Below are 19,826 nucleotides of genomic sequence, written 5' to 3' on the forward strand. Positions count from 1 at the left end.
ATAACAAAACAGGAGGCAATATGAACTCAGAACTTCAACAACAACTTAGAAATCTTGCGCTTAAGCGTACAATCCCATTCTGCTACTCTTGCTATCAGCGAGCTCCGGCCGGAGTTTGTAAATCATGTCATTCCGATGATCTTATGAGGCTCCTGCCGGGGCACGGGTGTGATTATGGTCTTGATTGGGCAATTGCTGCGATTCTGCGCGAAGAACTAACGCCGGTGGATATCGAAGAAGCATTCGAAGATTCAATGCGTTCCTGCTATTCCGAAGAGGTCCATGTTGGCTGGATGTCGTTTGATGCTGTGTCTGTGATGAAAGAGATGGACCCTATTTCTTGGGCACTTGCTATGTCTGAGTGGTTGGAGGAGGAGCAGAGTATGAATAGTCTCGTCATGGTTGAAGACAGATATTACGTCATTTCGGAACTCAAGGCCCTGCTTTAGGAGGGCCTTGCTGTGTGTAAAAGTTAAATTATGTTCGTTCTAGTAGTCAAAGAGACTGACCTCGTCGTAGGAAACTTTGGGGTTAAGTGAATTAACTTTATCTTCAATAACAATCTCCGATTTTTTTAAAGCACTCTTGAGCTTTGAATTGATAATCCACGTGTTGTTCCATATCTCTATATCTTCATTGATAACTATATTGCATAGTGGCTCTGAATATTTTAATTTTCTATCGACTGGCAATGTAATTCTTTGGAGCCACAATTGCAGGAGACCTGTATTGGGAATCGAATTAAACTTTACTTTTATTTTCTTTATCACACGTTTTTTGTTGGAAATCTTGGGATAAGAGTTTAAAAGTAGGCTAAGTATTGCGGTGCAATGAGGAATCGATTTTGGATTGCTATACATGATGTCGACAATGATGCTCGCTAAAACATCTAGTTTTTGATTATTGAGGGATTTAGATTCGATTTTTTTGTAGAAGACGCCAAGAGCTTTAATCAGTGACCCGGAGTCTGGATATCTCTCTGAGAGATTGTGAATCAAGAGTAGATGTTTAGTTATATTCTGGTTGCTGGATAGATGTATTAGGTAAAAAAGTTTGTCCTGCTTAATTGAATCTCTGATGACGCTATTCGATCGAATTGTTTTTGATGAGTTCAGCTTTAATCCATAGTCAGCCAACACTTCGCTCAGATTCTTTAGAATTAGCATGCCATCTGTCTGATTGTGAACAAATATACGATAGTCGTCACGATATCTCAAAATTCGAAACTTCGAAACCCCTTCTTTTTTTAAGCGGGAGGAAAGATCTTTATCAACAGCGCCTAGGAGAATTTCCGCGACGAAATCCATAAGAACACTCCCTTGGGGAATGCCATTGGTTTGGCCATAGCTCATGCTGCGAAGATGCATATCAATTGAGTTACCTAGAAGTCCATTAGATTGGCGATTTTCCTTCGCATGTTGTTTTGTGTGCAGGGCCCATGGGATTGAATGCGTGTAAATTGATCCGTAACAGTTAGCTATGTTGTCCAATCCCACGTAGTTTGACCGGTTTCAAGGGGGGCAAATCCCACGTAAGTGGACCGGCTTTGGGGGAAGTAAATCCCACCTAATTTGACCGGGCAATTGCTTACGTTTTCAGCACATTTTCTCCATCTGATCCCATGCGCTAAGCTGCTGGTTTAACAACCAGACTACAGCAAGGAATACGCATGCGGAAACTCAGAAAAAAGGACTTGGAGAAAATCACAGTGGACCGAAAAATCGTCGAAGGCCTTCGCGAAGGACACTCACTCACCGCACTGACTAAATCAACTGGTAAAGGCAAAGGTTACGTCATAAAAATCCGCGACCAGGCGATAGAGCATGGCTATGTAGCCGTCGCAAACCCAGAGAAGAAAATCTACTGCAAAACCTCAAAAGAAATCCCACCTTACCCAGAGGCGCTGTTTCCGCTGCGCGATGGTCGCAGCGAGAAGGCCATTGAAACGGATGCCATCTTAGATCCCAAGCGCGAATGGATCAAGGAGCGCATTGAACTTGGCTGGAGTCCGCAAAGTATTTTTGAAGAGCTTCCGCTCTCTGTCCCGCGATCTAACTTCTACCGCTACATTCACCGCCACAAACTTATGCGATCCGCACCTGCGCGCAATGTGATGGAGCTTGTTCACTCACCGGGGGAATGTCTGCAGGTGGACTGGGGAAAGCTCTTTGACGTCGTCGATCCTGTCACAAAAAAGAAAAAAACAATTTGGATTTTCGTTGGCGTTCTTGGGCATTCTCGTTACGAGATGGCCCGAGTTGTAGAGAAACTCGACTTTGAAACAACTGCCGAAGTTTTAATAAGCATGTTTGAGGAACTTGGCGGAGTCCCTCGTAAAGTGACTTCTGATAATCCCAAAGTCTTTGTTCATGAGGCATCAAAGCACGAGCCGACGTTGAACCCGGCCTTTGAAAGACTGGCCTCGCACTACGGGTTCGTTGTCGAGGCATTGCCGCCTTATTCTCCAGAGAAAAAAGGCAAAGTGGAGCGAATGGTTCCAATGAAGCGTCGCCTTTTTGAATCCTACGATAAGTCCCAATATTCACTGAGCGGCGCACAGTCACACATGAATAAAAAGATGAGTATCGCCAATGAGAGAAAGCACGGGACTCACCTACAAAAACCTTTGGATGTGTTTCTTAACGATGAAGCCTCGTTGTTAAAGCCTCTTCCTTTATTACGCTACGAAGTGGAAACCATCACTCGCTCAACAGTGAGGTCTGATGGTTATGTTCGCTTTGCAAACAAGTACTACCGAGTAGACACAAGACTCAAAGGCGAAATAGCTTTGGTGATTGGTAATTCAGTTCAAGTAAGTATCTACTGCAACGGTCGACTGTTAGAAGTTTACGAGCGCATCCAAGATAAATTCACAAGTAAAGCCTGTAAAGATCATTACAAGGAGTCTTGGGAGAAGACTCTTCAAGATCATGGTCACTATCTGAAGCAAGCAAAAATTATCGGCGTCAATGTTGAGCGCTTTGTAGGAATTATTTTGGCTCGAGGCGAAGGTTTTGTTGATACACGCAGCGTATGGGGTCTTCTGACGCTGAACAAGAAGTACAGCAATGCCGACATCGACAAGGCCTGCCTTTCAGCGCTGGAGTTATCACAGGTAAATTTAAAAACAGTTCATCAACTATTGAATATTATGGCAAAGCCAAAACCCAAAGCTCCTCGTCATGAGGAGGTTTTATCCGCGCAGACGGTGGGAGGTAAGTTTGCGCGCGACATGAGTGAGTATAAAAACCATTTACGTCTGGTTCATAGCAACCAGGCCCACTGAAAGGAAAGACAGTTATGACAATAGATGTGATACGCGATCAGTTAAAGCAGTTACGAATGCCCGCGGCATCCGCAGAGATCGAGGGTTTAGTTCAAAAAGGAAAACGCAGCCAGGATCTTAAGTGGCTCAGTGAGCTTCTATCCACGGAATTAGATGCAAGGGCAGATAACGCCGTAGAAAAAAGGATTAAGAAAGCGGAGTTCCCAGAGCGAAGAAGCTTTGAGCAGTTCAATTGGGATTTCAATAAAAAACTCCCGCGCGAAAAAATCGAGGATCTGAAAGATTTAAAGTTTATCGAGAACAACGAAATTGCATTGTTTTTGGGAAGTCCCGGCACGGGCAAGAGTCATCTTGCGATTGCTCTTGGGATGAGCGCTGCGCAGGCTGGTCACAGTGTTTTTTGTACGAGTGTAAAAAGACTTGGGACAAAGATCCGTAAAGCGCGCGAGAACAATAAGCTCGATGTTTTATTCAAACAAATTCTAACATCAAAGCTATGGATCTTGGATGACTGGGGCGTCGTAACAATGCCACGAGACGTGAGTGAGGAGATCTTCGATTTATTTGATCGACGCAAGCACAATTCGGCTATGATCTTAACCAGCAACCGCGACGTTGAAGAATGGCCACAAGTTTTTACCGATCCGATCCTGGCAAGTGCTGCCATCGACAGGATGTTCGAGAATGCCCATATTTGCATTTTTGAAGGCCCCAGTCACCGCATGAAGGGACGAATAACTTTCAACGATATTGACAGCGAGTAGAAAGACCAATAAACCCTCAAAAATCAGGTGGTCAAAGTATCTGAAACGAACCCGGTCAAACTAAGTGAAACGGAACAGTTGGAGAAGAAGCTTCCAGTTTTTTTCATTTGTTATCAAATTTACCAGGGATGTGTAGAGAATCGGATTTATTAGTTCAAAGGGGCGCCAAGAGAACTTTCCATCTTTGTTTCCAAGTAATGTGTAGTTTACGTCATCGTGGTCGATGGGCTTTCCAGCATTCAATTCATTAAAGGTTTTGCCATTCATTTTTTCTTTTACGTTCTGTAAGAGAGATTCAAAGCTGAAGTAGTTCGGAAGATCCACAGCACAGTAACTCTCTCCTTTTAAGAAGAAGTCTGCTGCCTCAGTGTGGGTCATTTCTAAGACTGATTTTGTTTTCCGTTGGTTCTTTTTTCTTGTCATATAGTAGATCCAATCGACATGTGGAGTGTATTCGCCTAAATAGAACGGCGTTTTTACAGAAATTCTGAACTTTCTATGTAATAAAGTCGTAGTCTCAAAACAGATCATGAAACATAAGTTTTTTGGCGATAGTCTTCTTAAGGTCTAGATCTAAATTCCGATAAGTTTAAGTAACGACAACTTTTGAGGACATCGTGAGTAATTTTGCATTCTTAAAGACTGAATGGGCATTGATTCATGAATCTGCTGTTAAGGCAGAAGGCGCAATCAATAGCGATCCAAGGACAGCGTGTTTTTACAGCCGAAGAACACTCGAGCTAGTTGTGGCGTGGCTTTATCGCTCGGAAAAGTCCTTAAAATTTCCATATCAAGAAAACCTCAGTGCACTTATTCACGAACCTACATTCAAAACGCTTGTTGGTGCCGCGATCTTTGATAAGGCAAGGATTATCACTCGCTTGGGAAATCATGCTGTTCATAGTTCAAAACCTGTTCAGGGCAATGATGCTCTAGTTGCGGTGAAAGAACTTTTCCATGTCACTTATTGGCTTTCGTACAATTATGCTAAGGTGAATCCTGCTAAAGGGAGCCTTCAATTCGATTTGATGCTCGTTCCGAATGTTTCCGTAGTTCAGAAACAAACGGCAGAGCAACTTTTTAAACTTCAGTCCGAACTTTCGACCAAAGATGAAAGCCTTAAAGCACAATTAGCCAGCAATGTTACTCTCAGTGAAGAAATTCGCAAACTTCGAGAAGAGATCGCTGAGATCAAGAAGAATAACACGAAGGTTCAAGACGACCATGATTACTCTGAAGAGGAAACTCGAGACTACTTTATTGATTTGCTACTGAAAGAAGCCGGTTGGACTTTAGCACAAAAGCGTGATCGTGAGTATGAAGTCCAAGGCATGCCCAACGACAAGGGTGTCGGATATGTTGACTACGTATTGTGGGGCGATGATGGAAAGCCTTTGGCGGTCGTTGAAGCTAAAAAGACCAAGAGAGATCCGAGAGTCGGACAGCAGCAGGCTTCACTTTATGCCGACTGCTTGGAAAAAGAGTATGGACAACGCCCCGTAATCTATTACACCAACGGATACACTCATTGGATGTGGGATAATCATAATTATCCGCCGAGGGAAGTTCAGGGATTCTATAAAAAAGATGAATTGCAGCTGTTAATTCAAAGACGTCAAAGTCGACGTCAACTTTCTGGTATCAAGGTAAACTCTGATATCGCAGGGCGATTCTATCAAGAGCGCGCTATTAAAAAGGTCTGTGAATCATTTGATAAAGAAAGAGAGCGTAAGGCCCTTTTGGTCATGGCTACAGGTTCAGGAAAAACCAGAACTGTTATCGGCCTTAGTGATCTTCTGATAAATGCAAACTGGGCAAAGCGCATTCTTTTCTTGGCCGACAGAACGGCGTTGGTCAATCAGGCACATAAAAACTACGGAAAGCATCTTCCTAACGCAAACGTCGTGAATCTCCTCAAAAAAAACGGCGAGGACTCTTCAGTTGATGGGCGAATTTACTTTTCAACCTATCAGACGATGATGGGACTTATTGACGAATCTAAAGATGGACAGCGTCGTTTTGGCGTTGGGCATTTTGATCTTATTGTAATTGATGAGGCCCACAGGTCTATCTTTCAAAAATATAGAATGATTTTTGATTATTTCGATTCTCTTCTTGTAGGACTGACTGCGACGCCTAGGGACGAAATTGATCGTAATACTTATGAACTCTTCGATTTGGATGATGGTGTTCCAACAGATGCGTATGACCTTGCAGAAGCTGTTAAGGATAAATATCTCGTAAAGTCGGTTTCGATTTCGGTTCCTCTTAAGTTTCAACGTGAAGGTATTAAGTACGAAGAGCTTTCTGAGGAAGAAAAGGAACACTGGGATGAGCAAGAGTGGGACGAAGAGACCGGTGATGTCCCTGAAGCCGTTGATGGTCAGGATGTTAATACCTGGCTCTTTAACACGGATACAGTGGACAAGGTTCTAGAGCATCTGATGACTCGCGGGCAGAAGGTACAGGGCGGAGATGTTCTTGGTAAGACCATTATATTCGCGAAGAACCAAGCTCATGCGGAGTTTATTGAGGAGCGCTTCAATACTGTGCTGTCCGAGCTCGTTCGACACAGTCAAAAGGGCAATTTAAGTCAAAAAAATGTGTCGATTTCAGCGTAAATAGCTGAAATCTGGAAGGTGACCCCTGTTCTCAAAGGAGAGCAAACCATGATAAAAGGGAGTCACAATGAGTCAGATCAAAGAAAAGAAAAAGCGCGCAAGAAGATCGCCAGAAAAAATGGCGGAACTGGTTTTGGAAGCAGAACGAGTCGGACAAGGCGTCGTGTGTCGGCGAGAAAATATAGCACCGGCGCAGATGTCTCGATGGAAGCAAAAGTTTCTACAGGCCGGTATTGCGGGTCTCAAAGACCTAAAGCGCGGTCCAAAACAAAAAGCAGATCCAGTAGTGGAAAAGCTTCAAGCCGAAACCGAACGCCTCAAGGAAGCCCTTCTAGAGACAGCCATAGAGTTGCAGGCCTTAAAAAAAAGCGGCTATTAGGACTAGAGGGCCCCCTTTACAATCGCCACCTGACCAAGGCGCACCGCGAGGCTCTGGTGGAGTTTATCGATAAGGCTCGCAAGAGCGAGTCGCTCCTTGCTGTTTGCAAATACCTGCAACTAAATCCAAGAGCCTATTACCGTTGGAAACAAGATCCCGCCAAAGAAAATCATGGCGGGGGCGGTGGCAAAAATAAGATCACACCTCTTGAAGAAAAGCGAGTGATTGCTCTCGCGAAGAGGCGCCCCGATTGGCATTGCCGACGAATCGCTTATTATCTTGAAAAAACCGCGAAGGCTTTCGTCGGAAAAACCAAAGTAGCGGAGATCATGAAGTCACACGGGTTAAATCACCCCTTTGTACCAGAAAAGCCAAGGCCAGTAGTACCACCAGCAGATATGCTTTTGCACGAGCCCTGGCAGAAGAATTTACTGTGGGGTATGGATTGGACCTGGGTAACTGTGAAGGGGAAATTTATGTTTTGTCTGGTTCTTCTAGACTGGTATTCAAGAAAGATTTTATCTTGGGGTCTTTACCATCAGATCACCCAGATCCAAGTTGTTACTGTCGTCACCGAAGCCGTTGCCATCGAGAAAATTGACTTACTTCCGAGTGGTCACCTCAAGCCCTTTGTTGTCGCAGACCATGGCAGTGCCAATATTGCAGCCTATACAAAAACTAACATCGAGGTCCAAGGATTGAAGTTGTGGCTAAGCGGCATCGGTAGACCCACTGGCAACGCCAGAACTGAAAGAGTGATTGGAACATTGAAGCGCGAAGAAATAAATCTTCAAGAGCAGTATGCTGATGAAACGGAAGCAAGAGATCTTATCGGCAAAGCCATTAACGATTATAACTTCAACCGACCAAACCAAGGGAACGGAGGCTTTGCTCCAAATTCAGTTCATCATCAAGGACGGTATGAACTATTGAAGCGCAGAGAAAGAGCTAGACATAAAGCTCAAGAACTGAGAAGAAAACACTGGGAACAGGCAATGACATCTTCAACAGAGTCTTTGACTTAAATTCTCCTCTCGAGACTGTGTCACCCCTGCTCGGACAGAACAATACTAACTATCCGAATCTCAAGGGTGAGTTCGCAAGGATCATCACCAATAAGACGGAGTACGCACAGAGCCTAATTGACACTTTTTCGATAAAGTCAAAATGGCCTCAAATTGCGATATCAGTAGATATGTTGGATACGGGGATTGACGTCCCTGAAATTGTGAATCTTGTTTTCTTCAAAGTTGTTCGCTCGCGAACCAAGTTCTGGCAAATGGTAGGACGTGGCACTCGTACCTGCGAGGATCTATTTGGTCCGGGTCAGCATAAGGAGTTTTTCTATATTTTCGATTTCTGTCAGAACTTAGAGTTTTTCAGTCAAAATCCTGAAACTTCTCAAGGAGCCCTGGGGAAGTCTTTGAAGCATAAGATTTTCGACTCCCGTGTTGCTCTAATTCAGCACCTTGAAAAAAATCACTCGACGCCAGAATTGAAGTCTGAAATTGCGGAAGTCTTAAGAAACGAAGTCTCCGCAATGAATACCGATAACTTTATTGTACGAACCAAAAGAAAGATCGTTGAAAAGTACCGGATTCAGGAAATCTGGTCGAATCTATCCGATGAGGACTATGCGGCTATCTTGTCTATTGCCGGTCTTCCAAGCGAACTTGATCCAGAATCAGAGGATGCAAAACGATTTGACTACCTTATGCTCCGGTTACAGCTCGCTCTATTAAGGGGGCAGCCAAGTTTTAATAAGCTTGCAGAAAAGGTTAAAGAGACTGCGGAGCTTTTAGCTGAAAAAAGTAGTATTCCTTTGATCGCACAGCAAATGGAAGTCATTGGGGAAGTATTGGATAATGCTTGGTGGGATGGAGTCACTCTTGAGATGCTTGAAAATGTCAGGAAGAAATTAAGGGGTCTTGTCATTCATATAGAAAAGACGGCGCGCAACCCAGTTTATACATCTATTGAAGATGAAATTGGAGAGGGTGCTGAGGTGGAGCTTCCGCAGTTCTCAAGTTCGATGGGTCTTGAAAAGTTTCGAGAGAAGGCTAAGGCCTTTCTTCTTCAGAATCAGAATGATCTTGCATTGATTAAGCTTCGTACGAATCGTCCTCTGGCTCCTGCGGATATTCAACATCTGGAAGCGATCTTGAGCGGTTTAGGGGACGCGGAGGCGCTGACTAAGGCTAAAGAGGAAGCATCTGGTCTTGGCCTGTTTGTACGGTCTCTTGTGGGGCTTGAGCGTGACGCTGCAAAGATGGAGTTTAATCGCTTTCTAAGTGATAGAAATCTTACTCCGAATCAGAATCTTTTTATTGAAGAGATTATCAATCATCTTACCACCGATGGGGCCATGGAAGCAGATAGGCTTTATGAGTCACCTTTTACAGACATTAGCCCAACGGGGCCTGATGGGCTTTTTGGCGAGAGGGCGGGGGAGCTGGTGAGTATCATCGAACACATCCGTAATCGCGCGCAAGCCTGATGTGGGTTAGCTTAGTTTAGCGTTTCCCCGGCGATAGCCAATCTTCTTGCTCTCGCTGTGTTGGCGCATGTGCCCAGCGAAAAAAAAGATTGGCTTTGTGCCGTATTTTACAACTTTGAGTGGATCTTCACAGTTCTCCGGAAAAGACTTTTTTTTGAATAGATGCAAATAATTCATCAAGTTCTCTCATTGAAATATTTTGAGGACCTTTATGCGTTTTTAGTATAGAGATTTTCTCGCCGAATTTCTTTTGCAGATCCCCGGGTGGTTTAGGGACAACAAGCTTTTGAATTTCAGTCGCATTAATATTCGCCATACCTATAATGCTTTTACACATTCCGCGAAGCGTGCTCTTTCCCCATTCCGAGTTTAGTAGGGCGGAAATATATTCTGGATGATTATCTTCTGTACATCTGAGACGGACAAGATATCCAGCAAATGCCATGGGACTTTCTTCGTTGTATACAGCCGTCTTTCCAACAAGTTCGGCGCTGTTTGTTCTATTGAAGAGAATGTCCCCCTTTTTTACTGTATATTTCGGGACATCTTTCTCTACTAAATCAAGATATTTCAGGTTCGAGAAATCCATTTCTCCTGAATATGTCAGGTTATTCATTCGCAAAATTGGCCACTTCCCAGTGTCTCCTGCCTTTTGACTTGAACCGTAGTTGGCAGATTCTAAAAAGCTTCCGATAGGAGCTAAATTCCAACCTTTTGAGTTTGTAGCGGGATTGCCAAACATTTCTAGAAAGATGGATTGGGTGAGGGAGTTAATTAGGGAGATGGCTTCACGACGCTTTGCCCGCAAAGCATCGGCTTTGTCTAGGATATCAGCAATTCGCTTTTGCTCGTCTTTAGAGGGGATCGGAATCTGAATTTTTGCGACGAATGCTGGGCGTGCACGTAGTAAGGATCCTCCGACCCCAGAAACGGTATTCATAAATTGTGCATGAAAAGTGTTGCCTAATAGTACGTGACGTAAATACCGCGCAATAATCAAATTACTTCTAAAGACTATCCATTCTCCTGAAGCAATGATTCGACGACCGCGCGATTCGCCTACTACCCAAACTCTGCGAATATGAGGCACGATCTTAGATAATAGGATGTCGCCCGGTTGGACAATCTGTTTAGTTGATCCAATTGATCTTCCTAGTGCAACTTCCGGTTCTCCTGAATCGTAGGCGGGGATGCTATATAGGTCGAAGACCTCGTCCGGAAATTTGGACGGGTCAACTGATCCTAGGCGTGTCGCCATCAACTCTTCGGAGGCAGCTAGTCTTGCTTTCATTTGAGCATACCTTCAAGTTCTTTGAGGCCTATCTGGATTTCGGCTTCTAGTTTGTGGAGGTCGGCGATAATTTCTAATGGAGGGCGGTGTTTAACCTCTTCATGGACGACTTCTTTGTAGCGATTAATGCTGAGATCGTATCCCTGCGCGACAAGATCAGCTTTTGAAACACAGAATGATTGGTCGGTGCGCTTACGCTTGAGTTCTTCTTTTTCACGCTTCGACCATCTTGTTAGTACGTCTGGAAGATTGTTTTTCTCGTGATCTTCCTTTGAAAGAGGAGTTACCGGTGTTGCGCCAAGTTTACCTTCGGATAGCAATGCTGTACGCTTATCATCAAGACTCCAGCCATCAGCCTGGACATCGTAGAACCAGACATGGTCAGTTCCGCCGGAATTTGTTTTTGTGAAGAACAGGATTGCAGTCGATACGCCTGCGTAAGGTTTAAAGACTCCGCCAGGTAGAGATACTACGGCGTCAAGTTTATGATCTTCTACCAGCATTTTACGAAGCTCTTTATGAGCTTTGCTTGATCCAAACAGAACTCCATCTGGGACAATAACTGCGGCTCTGCCGCCGGTCTTCATAAGTCTTAGGAAAAGAGCCAAGAACAAAAGTTCGGTCTTTTTTGTTTTAACGATTTGAAGAATATCTTTGGCGATGTTGTCTTCGTCCAAAGATCCAGCAAACGGTGGGTTTGCAAGAATAAGGCTGTATTTTTCAATATCTCCAGCATGGTCTTCAGCCAAAGAGTCTTTATATCGTACATCCGGGTTTTCAACACCGTGAAGCAGCATGTTCATGCTGCCGATACGAAGCATGGTGTTGTCAAAGTCGTATCCGTGAAACATACCTTCGTGGAAATGCTTTTTAAGCTTTGCATCTCTCAGAATTTCAGGACGATGTTCTCGTAGGTATTCACTTGCTCCAACCAAAAAACCGCAGGAACCGCTTGCAGGGTCGCAAATGGTGTCCTTTGGAGTCGGTGCCATCATGTTCACCATTAGATTGATGATGTGTCGTGGAGTGCGGAATTGACCATTTTGGCCAGCACTTGCGATCTTGCCGAGCATATACTCGTAGAGGTCCCCTTTGGTATCTCGATCTTCCATAGGGATATCGTCGATCAGGTCAATTACTTTGGACAAAAGAGCTGGCGTTGGAATTGCAAACCTAGCGTCCTTCATGTGGTGTGAATAGGTAGAACCATCACCGCCAAGCGTTCTTAAGAACGGAAAGACGTGATCGTTGACCACATTGTACATTTCTTCAGGGCCGAAATTCTTGAAGCGAGACCAGCGGAGATCATCATAGCTGCGCTTCTTAGAGTCTTTGCCCTCAGGGAAGACTCTATTTTCAATTGGCTTTTTTAGTCGATTAGCTTTGTTTTCTTCAAGTGTATGGAGATCGTCCAATCTTTTGATGAAAAGCAGGTAAGTGATTTGCTCTAGAACTTGAAGTGGGTTAGAGATCCCACCTGACCAGAAAGAATCCCATAGTTTATCGACTTTATTGCGTAATTCACCTGTAAGCATATTCTAAATATTTCCAATTTTTGTTTATGCAGGGATCATAAAAAAAACGATCATTTTCAGCAATGATTCTTTAGTGGTTTTAAGATGTTAAGGTGGTTTAGGTGTTGTGCGTAAAAAGTCCAGATGGCTTTCTTGTTCAAGAAATAAGCACTTTGGTGGGGATCAGGGTAGTTGGATCCAAACTACGTCCGAAGTGGAATGGACGTGACGTACACTTTTTCGGCGGCGTTCTCAGTGCCTACTGACTCAAGTAGTTTTACGAATGCGCGCTTTTGTGCTTCCGGGTATTGGGTAGGGCCAATTATCACTCTATCTAGTATCTTTGGAATCGATAAGTCTAGATTGTCATTGTATTTTTTAAGTTCCAAATGCTGAACAACCTGCGGGACTCCTCGTACTGATTCTGTAGTTTCTAGAATATGTTCTGATATTTTTAGTGAGGGACTGTAAATAACACGCCACTCGCGTTCTTCTTGAAATCCTGGATGTTTAGAAGAGAAGACAGCAAAATAGAACATATTGACGATCGACACCGCAAACTCTTGAAGGGTTAGGCTCTTGAATGATGAAGAATTGTTGAGAAGTGTTTTAGTACGATCCGCAATTTGTTTTTCAAAGTTCACCTCATCGATGTATGAAACATTGCTAGTGTATGCTCCGGTTATGCTTTCTTCATTGAAAAAGGGCTCGTTCTTTAAAACTAGGGCTACACTTGCAGTTGCACTACCATAGGCGCGCCACATAGATAGGCGTCCTATTGTGTCTTCTGTGTCTTCGTGCTCGGAAAAACATGCAATGTAGGTCCCTGAGCGCGCATTTGGGATAATTTTGTTGAAGATATTTGCTATCAATTGCGGTGATCCTGGATGGATTGTTTCGCATGCGTTCTGAAAAGCTTGTCCTTCAGGGCCATTGTACGATCGAATCAAACATTCGACCCCATGCTGAACCTCTCTAGTGTCGTTCATGCAAGTCGCATCTCTCAGCCAAAACCTTCCATTTTTGATAATTTGAGATGCAGCTTCAGCATTGGTGTAGTGGACGAAGCGTTTTGAGTCTCGTTTAATTGACTCCATTTTTTCATGAGTTTCAGGGAACAATAATTTATGAATAAGAAGGTCTCGTGATGTCGGCATATTTTATATAGCTACTTTAGCGTCCCTAGCTTTTCATAATTAATCAAATTTTTAAAATTCACCGGCCAAGAGTTGGACGAAATACGGTAGTTTGATAGTCGATAGTTCTCTTTGGCCTCTTCGAATGTTTTCTTGAATTCTTCTGTTGAATACATATCAAATGCGGAAAGAACCCCTTTAAGATATGAACTGGATTCAGCACGAATGAATAGCTCTGTTGAATCGTAGTCACTCTTGTAGACGATTGTTCTTGGCACCCAATGGTCTCCTTTAAAGAGTGCTCTCAAAAAAAGTACCAAATCTGTCGAAATCATATCCTCAAATGAAATAAGACTGCTATCAGCTCGCTCTTTCAGTATGTCCGCAGTTACACTGATTCGATTAAGGTTAAGGCGTTGATTACGGAGCTGCTCTAGTGATGGTAGGTTTTTGTAGATATCTGTGATCAAAACATTCTTAATTTGCGAGTTCTTAGATGACAGGAGGTAAGTTCTCGTGAGGTTTCCAAACGTAGAGAAGGCCTCTGTTTTTATTAACAAGGATCCTAGTATTAATAGGGATTCTTGAGCGATGAATGCGATATTGTCTGTTTGGTATGTTTTGTATGGGTTCGATGTGGGTTGGTAAGCCTTCAGTAGGGGTTCAAAATATTCACGAATAGAAACTAATGCCGCATTTGGATCGAAGTCGATCAGTTGGGACGTGGTTTCAAGGAAAGAATTTTGTACGACCTTTAGATCATGAATGCTATCGAGGACTTCTTCATCATGATTTTCTTTCTGAAATGTTAAAATCTCTGCACTGATGATCTCTTTGGCTAGGTCGCGATAAATACTTTTTGATGTTGCAGTGATGCTACCCGCTGAATTCGATGATACGACTTTCTTTAAAGAATGTGTTTCGGATAAAAAGCGCGTTTTTGGTTGCAAGTTGGTCTCTAGATATTGAGGCGGTTTTCCAAGTGGGGGTTTCTCATTAAGAGGCTTGTTGAAGAGAAGTCTCACCAGATATTGATAATGGTCAATAGTACTAAGGGGGCTGAAGTCGATATACTTTCTAGACTTCAGGAATACTGGCAGAATAGGCCCATTTTCATCATGCTCTAATACAATTGGGATAAATTTGGTTTGTTCGACTTTTGCATATAGTTCTGACGAAATAATCTGTGTTTCGGTACCGACTCCACCGGTTTTTGAATCTGCTTTGTCGGCGTACTGTCGGTCGACGAGTACTAATACCTTGGATACAGTTGCATCCAAAACCATCTTTTCCATGAATGTGTGTTTATCTTGCCCCTCTTTGAAGTCCCAAACATCAAGGAGTACGTCCACACCGTCGGCTCTCAATCTGCTTGCCAATTCAATGACTCGCTCCTGATGCTCTTGAGAACTCCAACTGTAAGAGATAAAAATTCTTGGGGTGGCGCTTTTTATGGCATTTGTCATAGGTTGTCCTTAGCGGAATTCTCTTTTGGCAATTTTCAAACTAACCTCCATCGCCTTTGTGGAAAGGCATTTGCGGAGAGTTTAGCATTAACTTTGTGGAATGTTTGTTTTTGACGCCTTGATTCAGCAAGAAAATCACGAATTGTTTATGTGCTCTGGGGCGTAATGCCGCGTGTCGTACGCTTAAAGGTCCGAACTCTTGCGGAATATATGCTCCTTAAACTCCGGCATATTCTCCAGCTCCGACACAAAAGTCATAATATCCAACTTCATCGCCAGCAAATCCAGATTCATCTTAAGCCAATAATCGTCCATAGTGATGCCCGCCGGAATATACCCATGCTCCAACATCTTTTGCATAAGCAGATCCTTCATTGCAAGCATCGGATCTTGTTCTGGCGAAATCATCTCAACGCCGACGGCAAACCCGGTTCCTCGTTCTACGATGGCAAGCATCTTTGGATAGAAAGGCCGGTCGTTTGCGGCGACAGGGGACGGCAAATAGAACTGAGCGACTTCCCAAACAGATTTTACGATCTCAAGATTCTTTTGCTGCACCTTCTTTAGCAGTAACTCATTGATTCGCGCGGAATCACCCTCAGGATCGAAGCCTTCGCGGTTCCCGAGTTTTCTTGGTCCCATCCATTCGATTTTCCATCCTCGCGCTTTCTTAACGAAAACAGGAACCGTTTGGCCTGACTCTCCAAAAACAAAGTCAGGATCATCCATTACATTTTCAAGCATCTGAGGAATGACCTCGATCGCCGTGACAAGACCAGCGGCTTCCTTTTCGTCGATGAACCAGGGCGGGCACCCGGGTTTAATGCTTCGGATGAATGGCCAGGCTTTACTAGAAGCAGGTTTGTACTTGCAGCTTTCAAAAACTGCCATGTCCTCAGGTTGCATGAACTTCTTTTCAGTAAACTCAATAAGGAGCGAGTTTTGACGAAGTCGGAACTCAGGATCATCAAAGTCGTCAATCTGGCTTAACAGTCGGTTGTAAAATCTGAATCCGTCAAATCCACGATAAATGCAGATCCCATACGTCTGCTGGGCATTGCCCATTATGCAAACGAAATAGATCTCTTTAGTCTCCGATATCTCGACGCCGAAAAGCTCTTCGTCGGTCATCCATTTCCAAGGGGCAAGGCGGTACAGATTAGTTACGGATTGAAGAAGCTGGGATAAGACTTCGGGTTTAATTGTAGGAGCTTTGGGGAATACTCGGTCCATAGATTAACCTTGGCTGCGTTGGCGAGGGTTTTTGGTGAGTGGAATCTCTATGCCTGTGTTTAAAGCAGTTTCCGGGATTGAACTGAATTCGTCTTTCCAATCGTCGAATTCTTTTTCAGAATAAATAAAAATATCAGCAGAAATAAGATGCTTTTTAAATACCAAAGAGCGTGCTTTGTTCATTTCATGTAAAGTAGATTTTTTAGGATTTGGCACTACCATCACAAAATCGTAGTCGCTGTCTTTTGTTGCCGTGCCATTTGCGCGAGATCCAAACAGAAAGAGACGCAAAGGATTGTAAGCTTCCTTCAGCGTCTCTTTGATTTCATTGATGACTTTGCGATCAGCCTTTTTCAAGGGATTACTTGATCTGGGCCCAGTTGTTATCTTGTTGTGATTGCTTAAGTGCTTCGACAACATTAGCGTTTGGAATCAAATCTAGTTCAGATATTTGAACTTTTTGAACTTGCCACTGGTTGCCTTCAAGATGGCCGTAAGCAAACTTCACAAGGCCATTTTTCTGTCCCATGTGGAATACGATTTCAGGGGATTTCACAACTCCGCCACCACCAGTACCACCAAGCTCAAAAAGACCGGGGTTTGACATCATCATGGGCTGCATTCCAGGACGAAGTCCACCACCGCCGCCAGCGTGCGCGAAGAACGGTGCCAATACTGTAAGGATAATTAAAGTGAATTTCATTGTTGAACCTCCTTGTTGGCGTTCGTGCCATTCAGGGCGTGAGTGTAGATCTGAGACCAAGAGATCATGATGTCGCCAGGAACTTGTTCTGACTTGGATCTGAAATCTTTCAAGAGAGAGTCTAGTTTTCCGATGAATTCCGTTTCAAGCTCTTTTGTGGTCGCAATAGTAAATGTCTCATACCAGCATTGACCATTGTCGGTAATGCGGGTGCTGATGTTTGCATTAAGAGTCATGAACTCCGCGGTATTCAAGAACTCGTCGAAGTTCGCCTTGAACTTAGCGTAGTTCTCTTTTGCAGAAAGGCCGCCGTTGGGTAAACGTACCCAATAGCCTGACTCGATAAGCAGGTCCTGATATTCAAAAGCTTGTTCTACGTTTACACCGACCTTTTCTGCCATCCAGCGAACGTCCGCTGAGAAGTCTGACAAAAAGGGTAGGAGGTAAAAGCGAAGGAACTTGTAGTCCTTCCTGAACTTGAGCTTTAGAGCGTCGTCACTTGTGATGACTTGCGTTTGAGTCTCCAAAGTATCCCCCAGTTAAATTAACTCTCTCAAAATTTTAGTTTGCTTCTTGGCCTTTGTGCCAAGATGAGCAACTGCGAAACCATCAATATATTCAACGATGGCCTCGCGCTCATTCTTATCGAAAGATTTTACCAATCTTTCGAAGGTGTCTCCCGCGCTCTTCTTTTCTTCAAGATCCAAATTGTTGAGTCGAGCAACTTCTTTGTTAATTATTGCTTCAACGTCGATATTCAGAGTTTTCAGGATCTCGATGAAGAGTTCAGAGCGCACGTCACCCTTGCCACTGAAAAAGTGATTCACGTGGCTTGCGGGAACTCCTACTTCATCGGCAATTGCAGCTTGGCTTACGCCAGAGTGCTTTGCCAGCAGTGCGATCTTTTCTGCAAGGCTGAGCGTTTTTCTCATAATTTGTTCGTTTGATTGCTTTTTAAGCACATAAGTTTCAAGTTAAAAACTTCGAATTCAAAAAAGATTTTTCAAGCGACACGGGTGTTGTTGTTTTAACTAACTAGAATTATTGGGGAATGCGTTGGTGATCACCTAAATACGTGAACCTTGTTCTGCGAGACTGCAGCGTTGAATTCAATGAACTCCACCAGAAGCTATTTGGCAATGTCTGACGTTTGACTTTTCCAATAATGAATATTATATTCATTATTGAGGTGCTGTGATGCAAATAAAAAAAGAGGAAACTCGCGAACAAATTCTTGAATCAGCGATAGACCTTTTTCTGGAAAATGGTGTTTCCAAAACTTCAATTGCCAGAATCGCGGAACACGCGGGTATCTCTACGGGGAATGTATATCGATATTTCTCAGATAAAAATTCACTTGTCCAAAACACCATATTGGATAAGGTTGGAGATTCTTTTAAACATCATCTTAAGCGCACTATTGAATTGGCATCTAGCACTGATATACAGAATCCCTCGACTGCCTATGTAAACTGCGTGAACGAGATGTTAAACTATACGATTGAAAACAGAAAAGTCCTGCTCGTACTTCTCAGTGAAGAGCCTGAGCAGTTCTTTGTAAATTTTCGATCTGAGGTCTGTCAGTTACTCGTAGCATCCGCGCAAGCGTATTTTGCCAAGATCTATCCTAGCGCGACTCTGAACAAACAGAAAAAAGTTCTTTTGAAGATCATTTACAGATCGTTCGTCGATAGCTCTGTTGAATTATTGAAACACCACTCTACGTCAGGGGAAATTTTGAAAAGTGTAGCTCTATTAAGGGCCTATCACCTGAATGGGATGAAAGCTTTATTTGAAGAATCTTAGGGGGCGAAGTTATGGCAAAGGTGAAGGCACAGACTGCTTCTACTATTAAAGCGATTTTAAATGATCCGTACTTTCCGGAAAAGGTTCGTGAAGCATCCCCTGATTTGCTTTTGCAGTGGATTCATGACGTTGGATTAGAAGATGCCGGAGAAATTGTCGCTTTTGCTACCATTCAACAAATTGAGCAGATTTTCGATACAGACCTATGGAGGCAAAGTAAGGCGGGAGCGGATGAAACCTTCGATTCAGAGCGCTTTGCTGTGTGGTTGGAAGTCCTGTGTGAGATCGGTTTTGAAAAAGCCGCGAAGAAAGTCCTTGAGATGGATGAAGATTTTCTTGTGATGGCTTTTTGTGAAATAGCGTGGGTCGTCGATGCGGACTGGTTGGCTGGGTGTTGTGAGGATGATCCCCATGTCGAAAAGATTATTGAGTCAAAGCTGACATATGAAATAGATAGTTTCATTATTTTTGGAAAGAAAGAGCAAGCTTGGGATAACTTTATTTCGCTTATAGCTGCGCTTGATTCTGAAAACCACACGTTCTTATACCGCGTTCTTGGACGATGTTCGGATATTTTTGTTCAAGACGTTGGGGATGATATTTTTGACGTTTTCTCTTCAGAAGAGCAGCTCATTGACGACGTTAGCTATGAACGGGAGAAACGGCGTGAGAGCAAGGGATTTGTCACCCCTTCAGCGGCACGCGCTTTCTTGAAGTTGTGCGATTTGGATATAACGACCGAGGACCTCTTAACCCCTAAATCAATATCTAAGAGGGCTAGCTTAGTTCTACCCGTGGATCACGGTGGAAAAGACGCAGTTGCGCAAATTCCTATTGGTCGCTTTTCACGAGTAAAGCGTGTTTTCGAAATGTATCCGGACTCATACGGGTTGTTTTTGGAGCAGCTTGGGTACTTGTCAAATACCCTGATGTCTGGATGGACTTGGAAAAATGAAGAGCAACGGCCTGGTCGCGCCACTGAGATTGTACTGGAAGTTTGTGAAGAAGGGCTCAGTGCCTCTAACGAGGAGTTTGAGTCGTTTGTTAAAACGTTTCGTATCGGTTGGCCCCATTGGTGTCAGCGCTGCCCTTAAGGGTGCGCATTGAACCCGTGGTTGCAATTAGCAGTA

19 protein-coding genes and 1 pseudogene are annotated in these 19,826 nt (G+C 43.6%); 9 read left to right on the forward strand and 11 right to left on the reverse strand.

From position 1 onward, the window contains the following. Window positions 1-20 precede the first annotated feature (20 nt). The gene (locus tag ACZ5ZV_RS06095) at window positions 21-449 is read left to right on the forward strand and encodes a hypothetical protein (protein WP_464120548.1); all 429 of its coding nucleotides are present in this window, start codon (window positions 21-23) and stop codon (window positions 447-449) included. A 39-nt stretch (window positions 450-488) separates the two neighbouring features. On the opposite strand, the gene ACZ5ZV_RS06100 is transcribed toward ACZ5ZV_RS06095, so the two are convergent. Beyond that, the gene (locus ACZ5ZV_RS06100; RefSeq protein ID WP_464120549.1) at window positions 489-1,496 is read right to left on the reverse strand and encodes an RNA-directed DNA polymerase; all 1,008 of its coding nucleotides are present in this window, start codon (window positions 1,494-1,496) and stop codon (window positions 489-491) included. A gap of 173 nt (window positions 1,497-1,669) precedes the next feature. On the opposite strand from ACZ5ZV_RS06100, the gene istA reads away from it, so the two are divergent. Continuing rightward, a complete protein-coding gene (gene istA / locus ACZ5ZV_RS06105) occupies window positions 1,670-3,286 on the forward strand; it encodes an IS21 family transposase (RefSeq protein WP_464117241.1) in 1,617 nt (538 codons plus the stop codon). Window positions 3,287-3,300: 14 nt separating this feature from the next. Continuing rightward, window positions 3,301-4,050, forward strand: coding sequence for an IS21-like element helper ATPase IstB (gene istB / locus ACZ5ZV_RS06110; protein ID WP_464117240.1), 750 nt, complete (start codon window positions 3,301-3,303; stop codon window positions 4,048-4,050). A gap of 60 nt (window positions 4,051-4,110) precedes the next feature. On the opposite strand, the gene ACZ5ZV_RS06115 is transcribed toward istB, so the two are convergent. Beyond that, window positions 4,111-4,473, reverse strand: coding sequence for a hypothetical protein (locus tag ACZ5ZV_RS06115; protein WP_464120550.1), 363 nt, complete (start codon window positions 4,471-4,473; stop codon window positions 4,111-4,113). Window positions 4,474-4,667: 194 nt separating this feature from the next. On the opposite strand from ACZ5ZV_RS06115, the pseudogene ACZ5ZV_RS06120 reads away from it, so the two are divergent. The 4 genes and pseudogenes from ACZ5ZV_RS06120 to ACZ5ZV_RS06135 form a co-directional block, all read left to right on the forward strand. Then, window positions 4,668-6,596, forward strand: a pseudogene (locus tag ACZ5ZV_RS06120) (DEAD/DEAH box helicase family protein); the annotation flags it as partial. A gap of 142 nt (window positions 6,597-6,738) precedes the next feature. Next, window positions 6,739-7,050 (forward strand): helix-turn-helix domain-containing protein, encoded by a 312-nt coding sequence (locus ACZ5ZV_RS06125; protein WP_464117936.1) that lies wholly within the window; start codon window positions 6,739-6,741, stop codon window positions 7,048-7,050. 56 nt (window positions 7,051-7,106) lie between these two features. Then, window positions 7,107-8,075 (forward strand): transposase, encoded by a 969-nt coding sequence (locus ACZ5ZV_RS06130; protein ID WP_464117937.1) that lies wholly within the window; start codon window positions 7,107-7,109, stop codon window positions 8,073-8,075. Window positions 8,076-8,245: 170 nt separating this feature from the next. Continuing rightward, a complete protein-coding gene (locus ACZ5ZV_RS06135; RefSeq protein WP_464120551.1) occupies window positions 8,246-9,547 on the forward strand; it encodes a type I restriction-modification enzyme R subunit C-terminal domain-containing protein in 1,302 nt (433 codons plus the stop codon). A gap of 127 nt (window positions 9,548-9,674) precedes the next feature. Here the strand turns inward: ACZ5ZV_RS06135 and ACZ5ZV_RS06140 are convergent, their stop codons facing one another. From ACZ5ZV_RS06140 to ACZ5ZV_RS06180, 9 genes are all read right to left on the reverse strand, one after another. Continuing rightward, window positions 9,675-10,838 (reverse strand): restriction endonuclease subunit S, encoded by a 1,164-nt coding sequence (locus ACZ5ZV_RS06140; protein ID WP_464120552.1) that lies wholly within the window; start codon window positions 10,836-10,838, stop codon window positions 9,675-9,677. After that, a complete protein-coding gene (locus ACZ5ZV_RS06145; protein WP_464120553.1) occupies window positions 10,835-12,373 on the reverse strand; it encodes a type I restriction-modification system subunit M in 1,539 nt (512 codons plus the stop codon). Before ACZ5ZV_RS06145 ends, ACZ5ZV_RS06140 begins: the two co-directional genes overlap by 4 nt. 182 nt (window positions 12,374-12,555) lie before the next feature. Then, window positions 12,556-13,509 carry a DUF2971 domain-containing protein gene (locus ACZ5ZV_RS06150; RefSeq protein WP_464120554.1) on the reverse strand — a complete coding sequence of 318 codons (954 nt, stop codon included), beginning with the start codon at window positions 13,507-13,509 and terminating at the stop codon, window positions 12,556-12,558. Between the two features lie 11 nt (window positions 13,510-13,520). Next, on the reverse strand, window positions 13,521-14,954 hold the full coding sequence (locus ACZ5ZV_RS06155; RefSeq protein WP_464120555.1) for a toll/interleukin-1 receptor domain-containing protein: 1,434 nt from the start codon (window positions 14,952-14,954) through the stop codon (window positions 13,521-13,523). Between the two features lie 183 nt (window positions 14,955-15,137). After that, a complete protein-coding gene (locus tag ACZ5ZV_RS06160; protein WP_464120556.1) occupies window positions 15,138-16,187 on the reverse strand; it encodes a DUF7309 domain-containing protein in 1,050 nt (349 codons plus the stop codon). Window positions 16,188-16,190: 3 nt separating this feature from the next. Continuing rightward, window positions 16,191-16,544: a nucleotidyltransferase domain-containing protein gene (locus ACZ5ZV_RS06165; protein ID WP_464120557.1), complete on the reverse strand. Its 354-nt coding sequence runs from the start codon at window positions 16,542-16,544 to the stop codon at window positions 16,191-16,193. Window positions 16,545-16,548: 4 nt separating this feature from the next. Continuing rightward, window positions 16,549-16,890 (reverse strand): hypothetical protein, encoded by a 342-nt coding sequence (locus tag ACZ5ZV_RS06170; RefSeq protein ID WP_464120558.1) that lies wholly within the window; start codon window positions 16,888-16,890, stop codon window positions 16,549-16,551. Beyond that, window positions 16,887-17,417, reverse strand: a complete 531-nt coding sequence (locus ACZ5ZV_RS06175) for a hypothetical protein (RefSeq protein ID WP_464120559.1) — start codon at window positions 17,415-17,417, stop codon at window positions 16,887-16,889. Before ACZ5ZV_RS06175 ends, ACZ5ZV_RS06170 begins: the two co-directional genes overlap by 4 nt. 12 nt (window positions 17,418-17,429) lie before the next feature. Continuing rightward, window positions 17,430-17,852 carry a helix-turn-helix domain-containing protein gene (locus tag ACZ5ZV_RS06180; RefSeq protein ID WP_464120560.1) on the reverse strand — a complete coding sequence of 141 codons (423 nt, stop codon included), beginning with the start codon at window positions 17,850-17,852 and terminating at the stop codon, window positions 17,430-17,432. A 235-nt stretch (window positions 17,853-18,087) separates the two neighbouring features. Between ACZ5ZV_RS06180 and ACZ5ZV_RS06185 the strand changes: the two genes are divergently transcribed. Then, on the forward strand, window positions 18,088-18,696 hold the full coding sequence (locus tag ACZ5ZV_RS06185) for a TetR/AcrR family transcriptional regulator (protein ID WP_464120561.1): 609 nt from the start codon (window positions 18,088-18,090) through the stop codon (window positions 18,694-18,696). Between the two features lie 11 nt (window positions 18,697-18,707). Next, a complete protein-coding gene (locus ACZ5ZV_RS06190; protein ID WP_464120562.1) occupies window positions 18,708-19,790 on the forward strand; it encodes a DUF6178 family protein in 1,083 nt (360 codons plus the stop codon). Window positions 19,791-19,826: the final 36 nt, after the last annotated feature.

The organism is Bdellovibrio sp. HAGR004, assembly GCF_055397015.1.

Excerpts from the sequence above, each read along its gene's own strand:
- ACZ5ZV_RS06095 (WP_464120548.1), top strand. The coding sequence starts at position 21 with ATGAACTCAGAACTTCAACAACAACTTAGAAATCTTGCGCTTAAGCGT.
- istA (WP_464117241.1), top strand. The coding sequence starts at position 1,670 with ATGCGGAAACTCAGAAAAAAGGACTTGGAGAAAATCACAGTGGACCGA.
- istB (WP_464117240.1), top strand. The coding sequence starts at position 3,301 with ATGACAATAGATGTGATACGCGATCAGTTAAAGCAGTTACGAATGCCC.
- ACZ5ZV_RS06115 (WP_464120550.1), bottom strand. The coding sequence starts at position 4,473 with ATGACAAGAAAAAAGAACCAACGGAAAACAAAATCAGTCTTAGAAATG.
- ACZ5ZV_RS06125 (WP_464117936.1), top strand. The coding sequence starts at position 6,739 with ATGAGTCAGATCAAAGAAAAGAAAAAGCGCGCAAGAAGATCGCCAGAA.
- ACZ5ZV_RS06135 (WP_464120551.1), top strand. The coding sequence starts at position 8,246 with ATGTTGGATACGGGGATTGACGTCCCTGAAATTGTGAATCTTGTTTTC.
- ACZ5ZV_RS06140 (WP_464120552.1), bottom strand. The coding sequence starts at position 10,838 with ATGAAAGCAAGACTAGCTGCCTCCGAAGAGTTGATGGCGACACGCCTA.
- ACZ5ZV_RS06145 (WP_464120553.1), bottom strand. The coding sequence starts at position 12,373 with ATGCTTACAGGTGAATTACGCAATAAAGTCGATAAACTATGGGATTCT.
- ACZ5ZV_RS06150 (WP_464120554.1), bottom strand. The coding sequence starts at position 13,509 with ATGCCGACATCACGAGACCTTCTTATTCATAAATTATTGTTCCCTGAA.
- ACZ5ZV_RS06155 (WP_464120555.1), bottom strand. The coding sequence starts at position 14,954 with ATGACAAATGCCATAAAAAGCGCCACCCCAAGAATTTTTATCTCTTAC.
- ACZ5ZV_RS06160 (WP_464120556.1), bottom strand. The coding sequence starts at position 16,187 with ATGGACCGAGTATTCCCCAAAGCTCCTACAATTAAACCCGAAGTCTTA.
- ACZ5ZV_RS06170 (WP_464120558.1), bottom strand. The coding sequence starts at position 16,890 with ATGAAATTCACTTTAATTATCCTTACAGTATTGGCACCGTTCTTCGCG.
- ACZ5ZV_RS06185 (WP_464120561.1), top strand. The coding sequence starts at position 18,088 with ATGCAAATAAAAAAAGAGGAAACTCGCGAACAAATTCTTGAATCAGCG.
- ACZ5ZV_RS06190 (WP_464120562.1), top strand. The coding sequence starts at position 18,708 with ATGGCAAAGGTGAAGGCACAGACTGCTTCTACTATTAAAGCGATTTTA.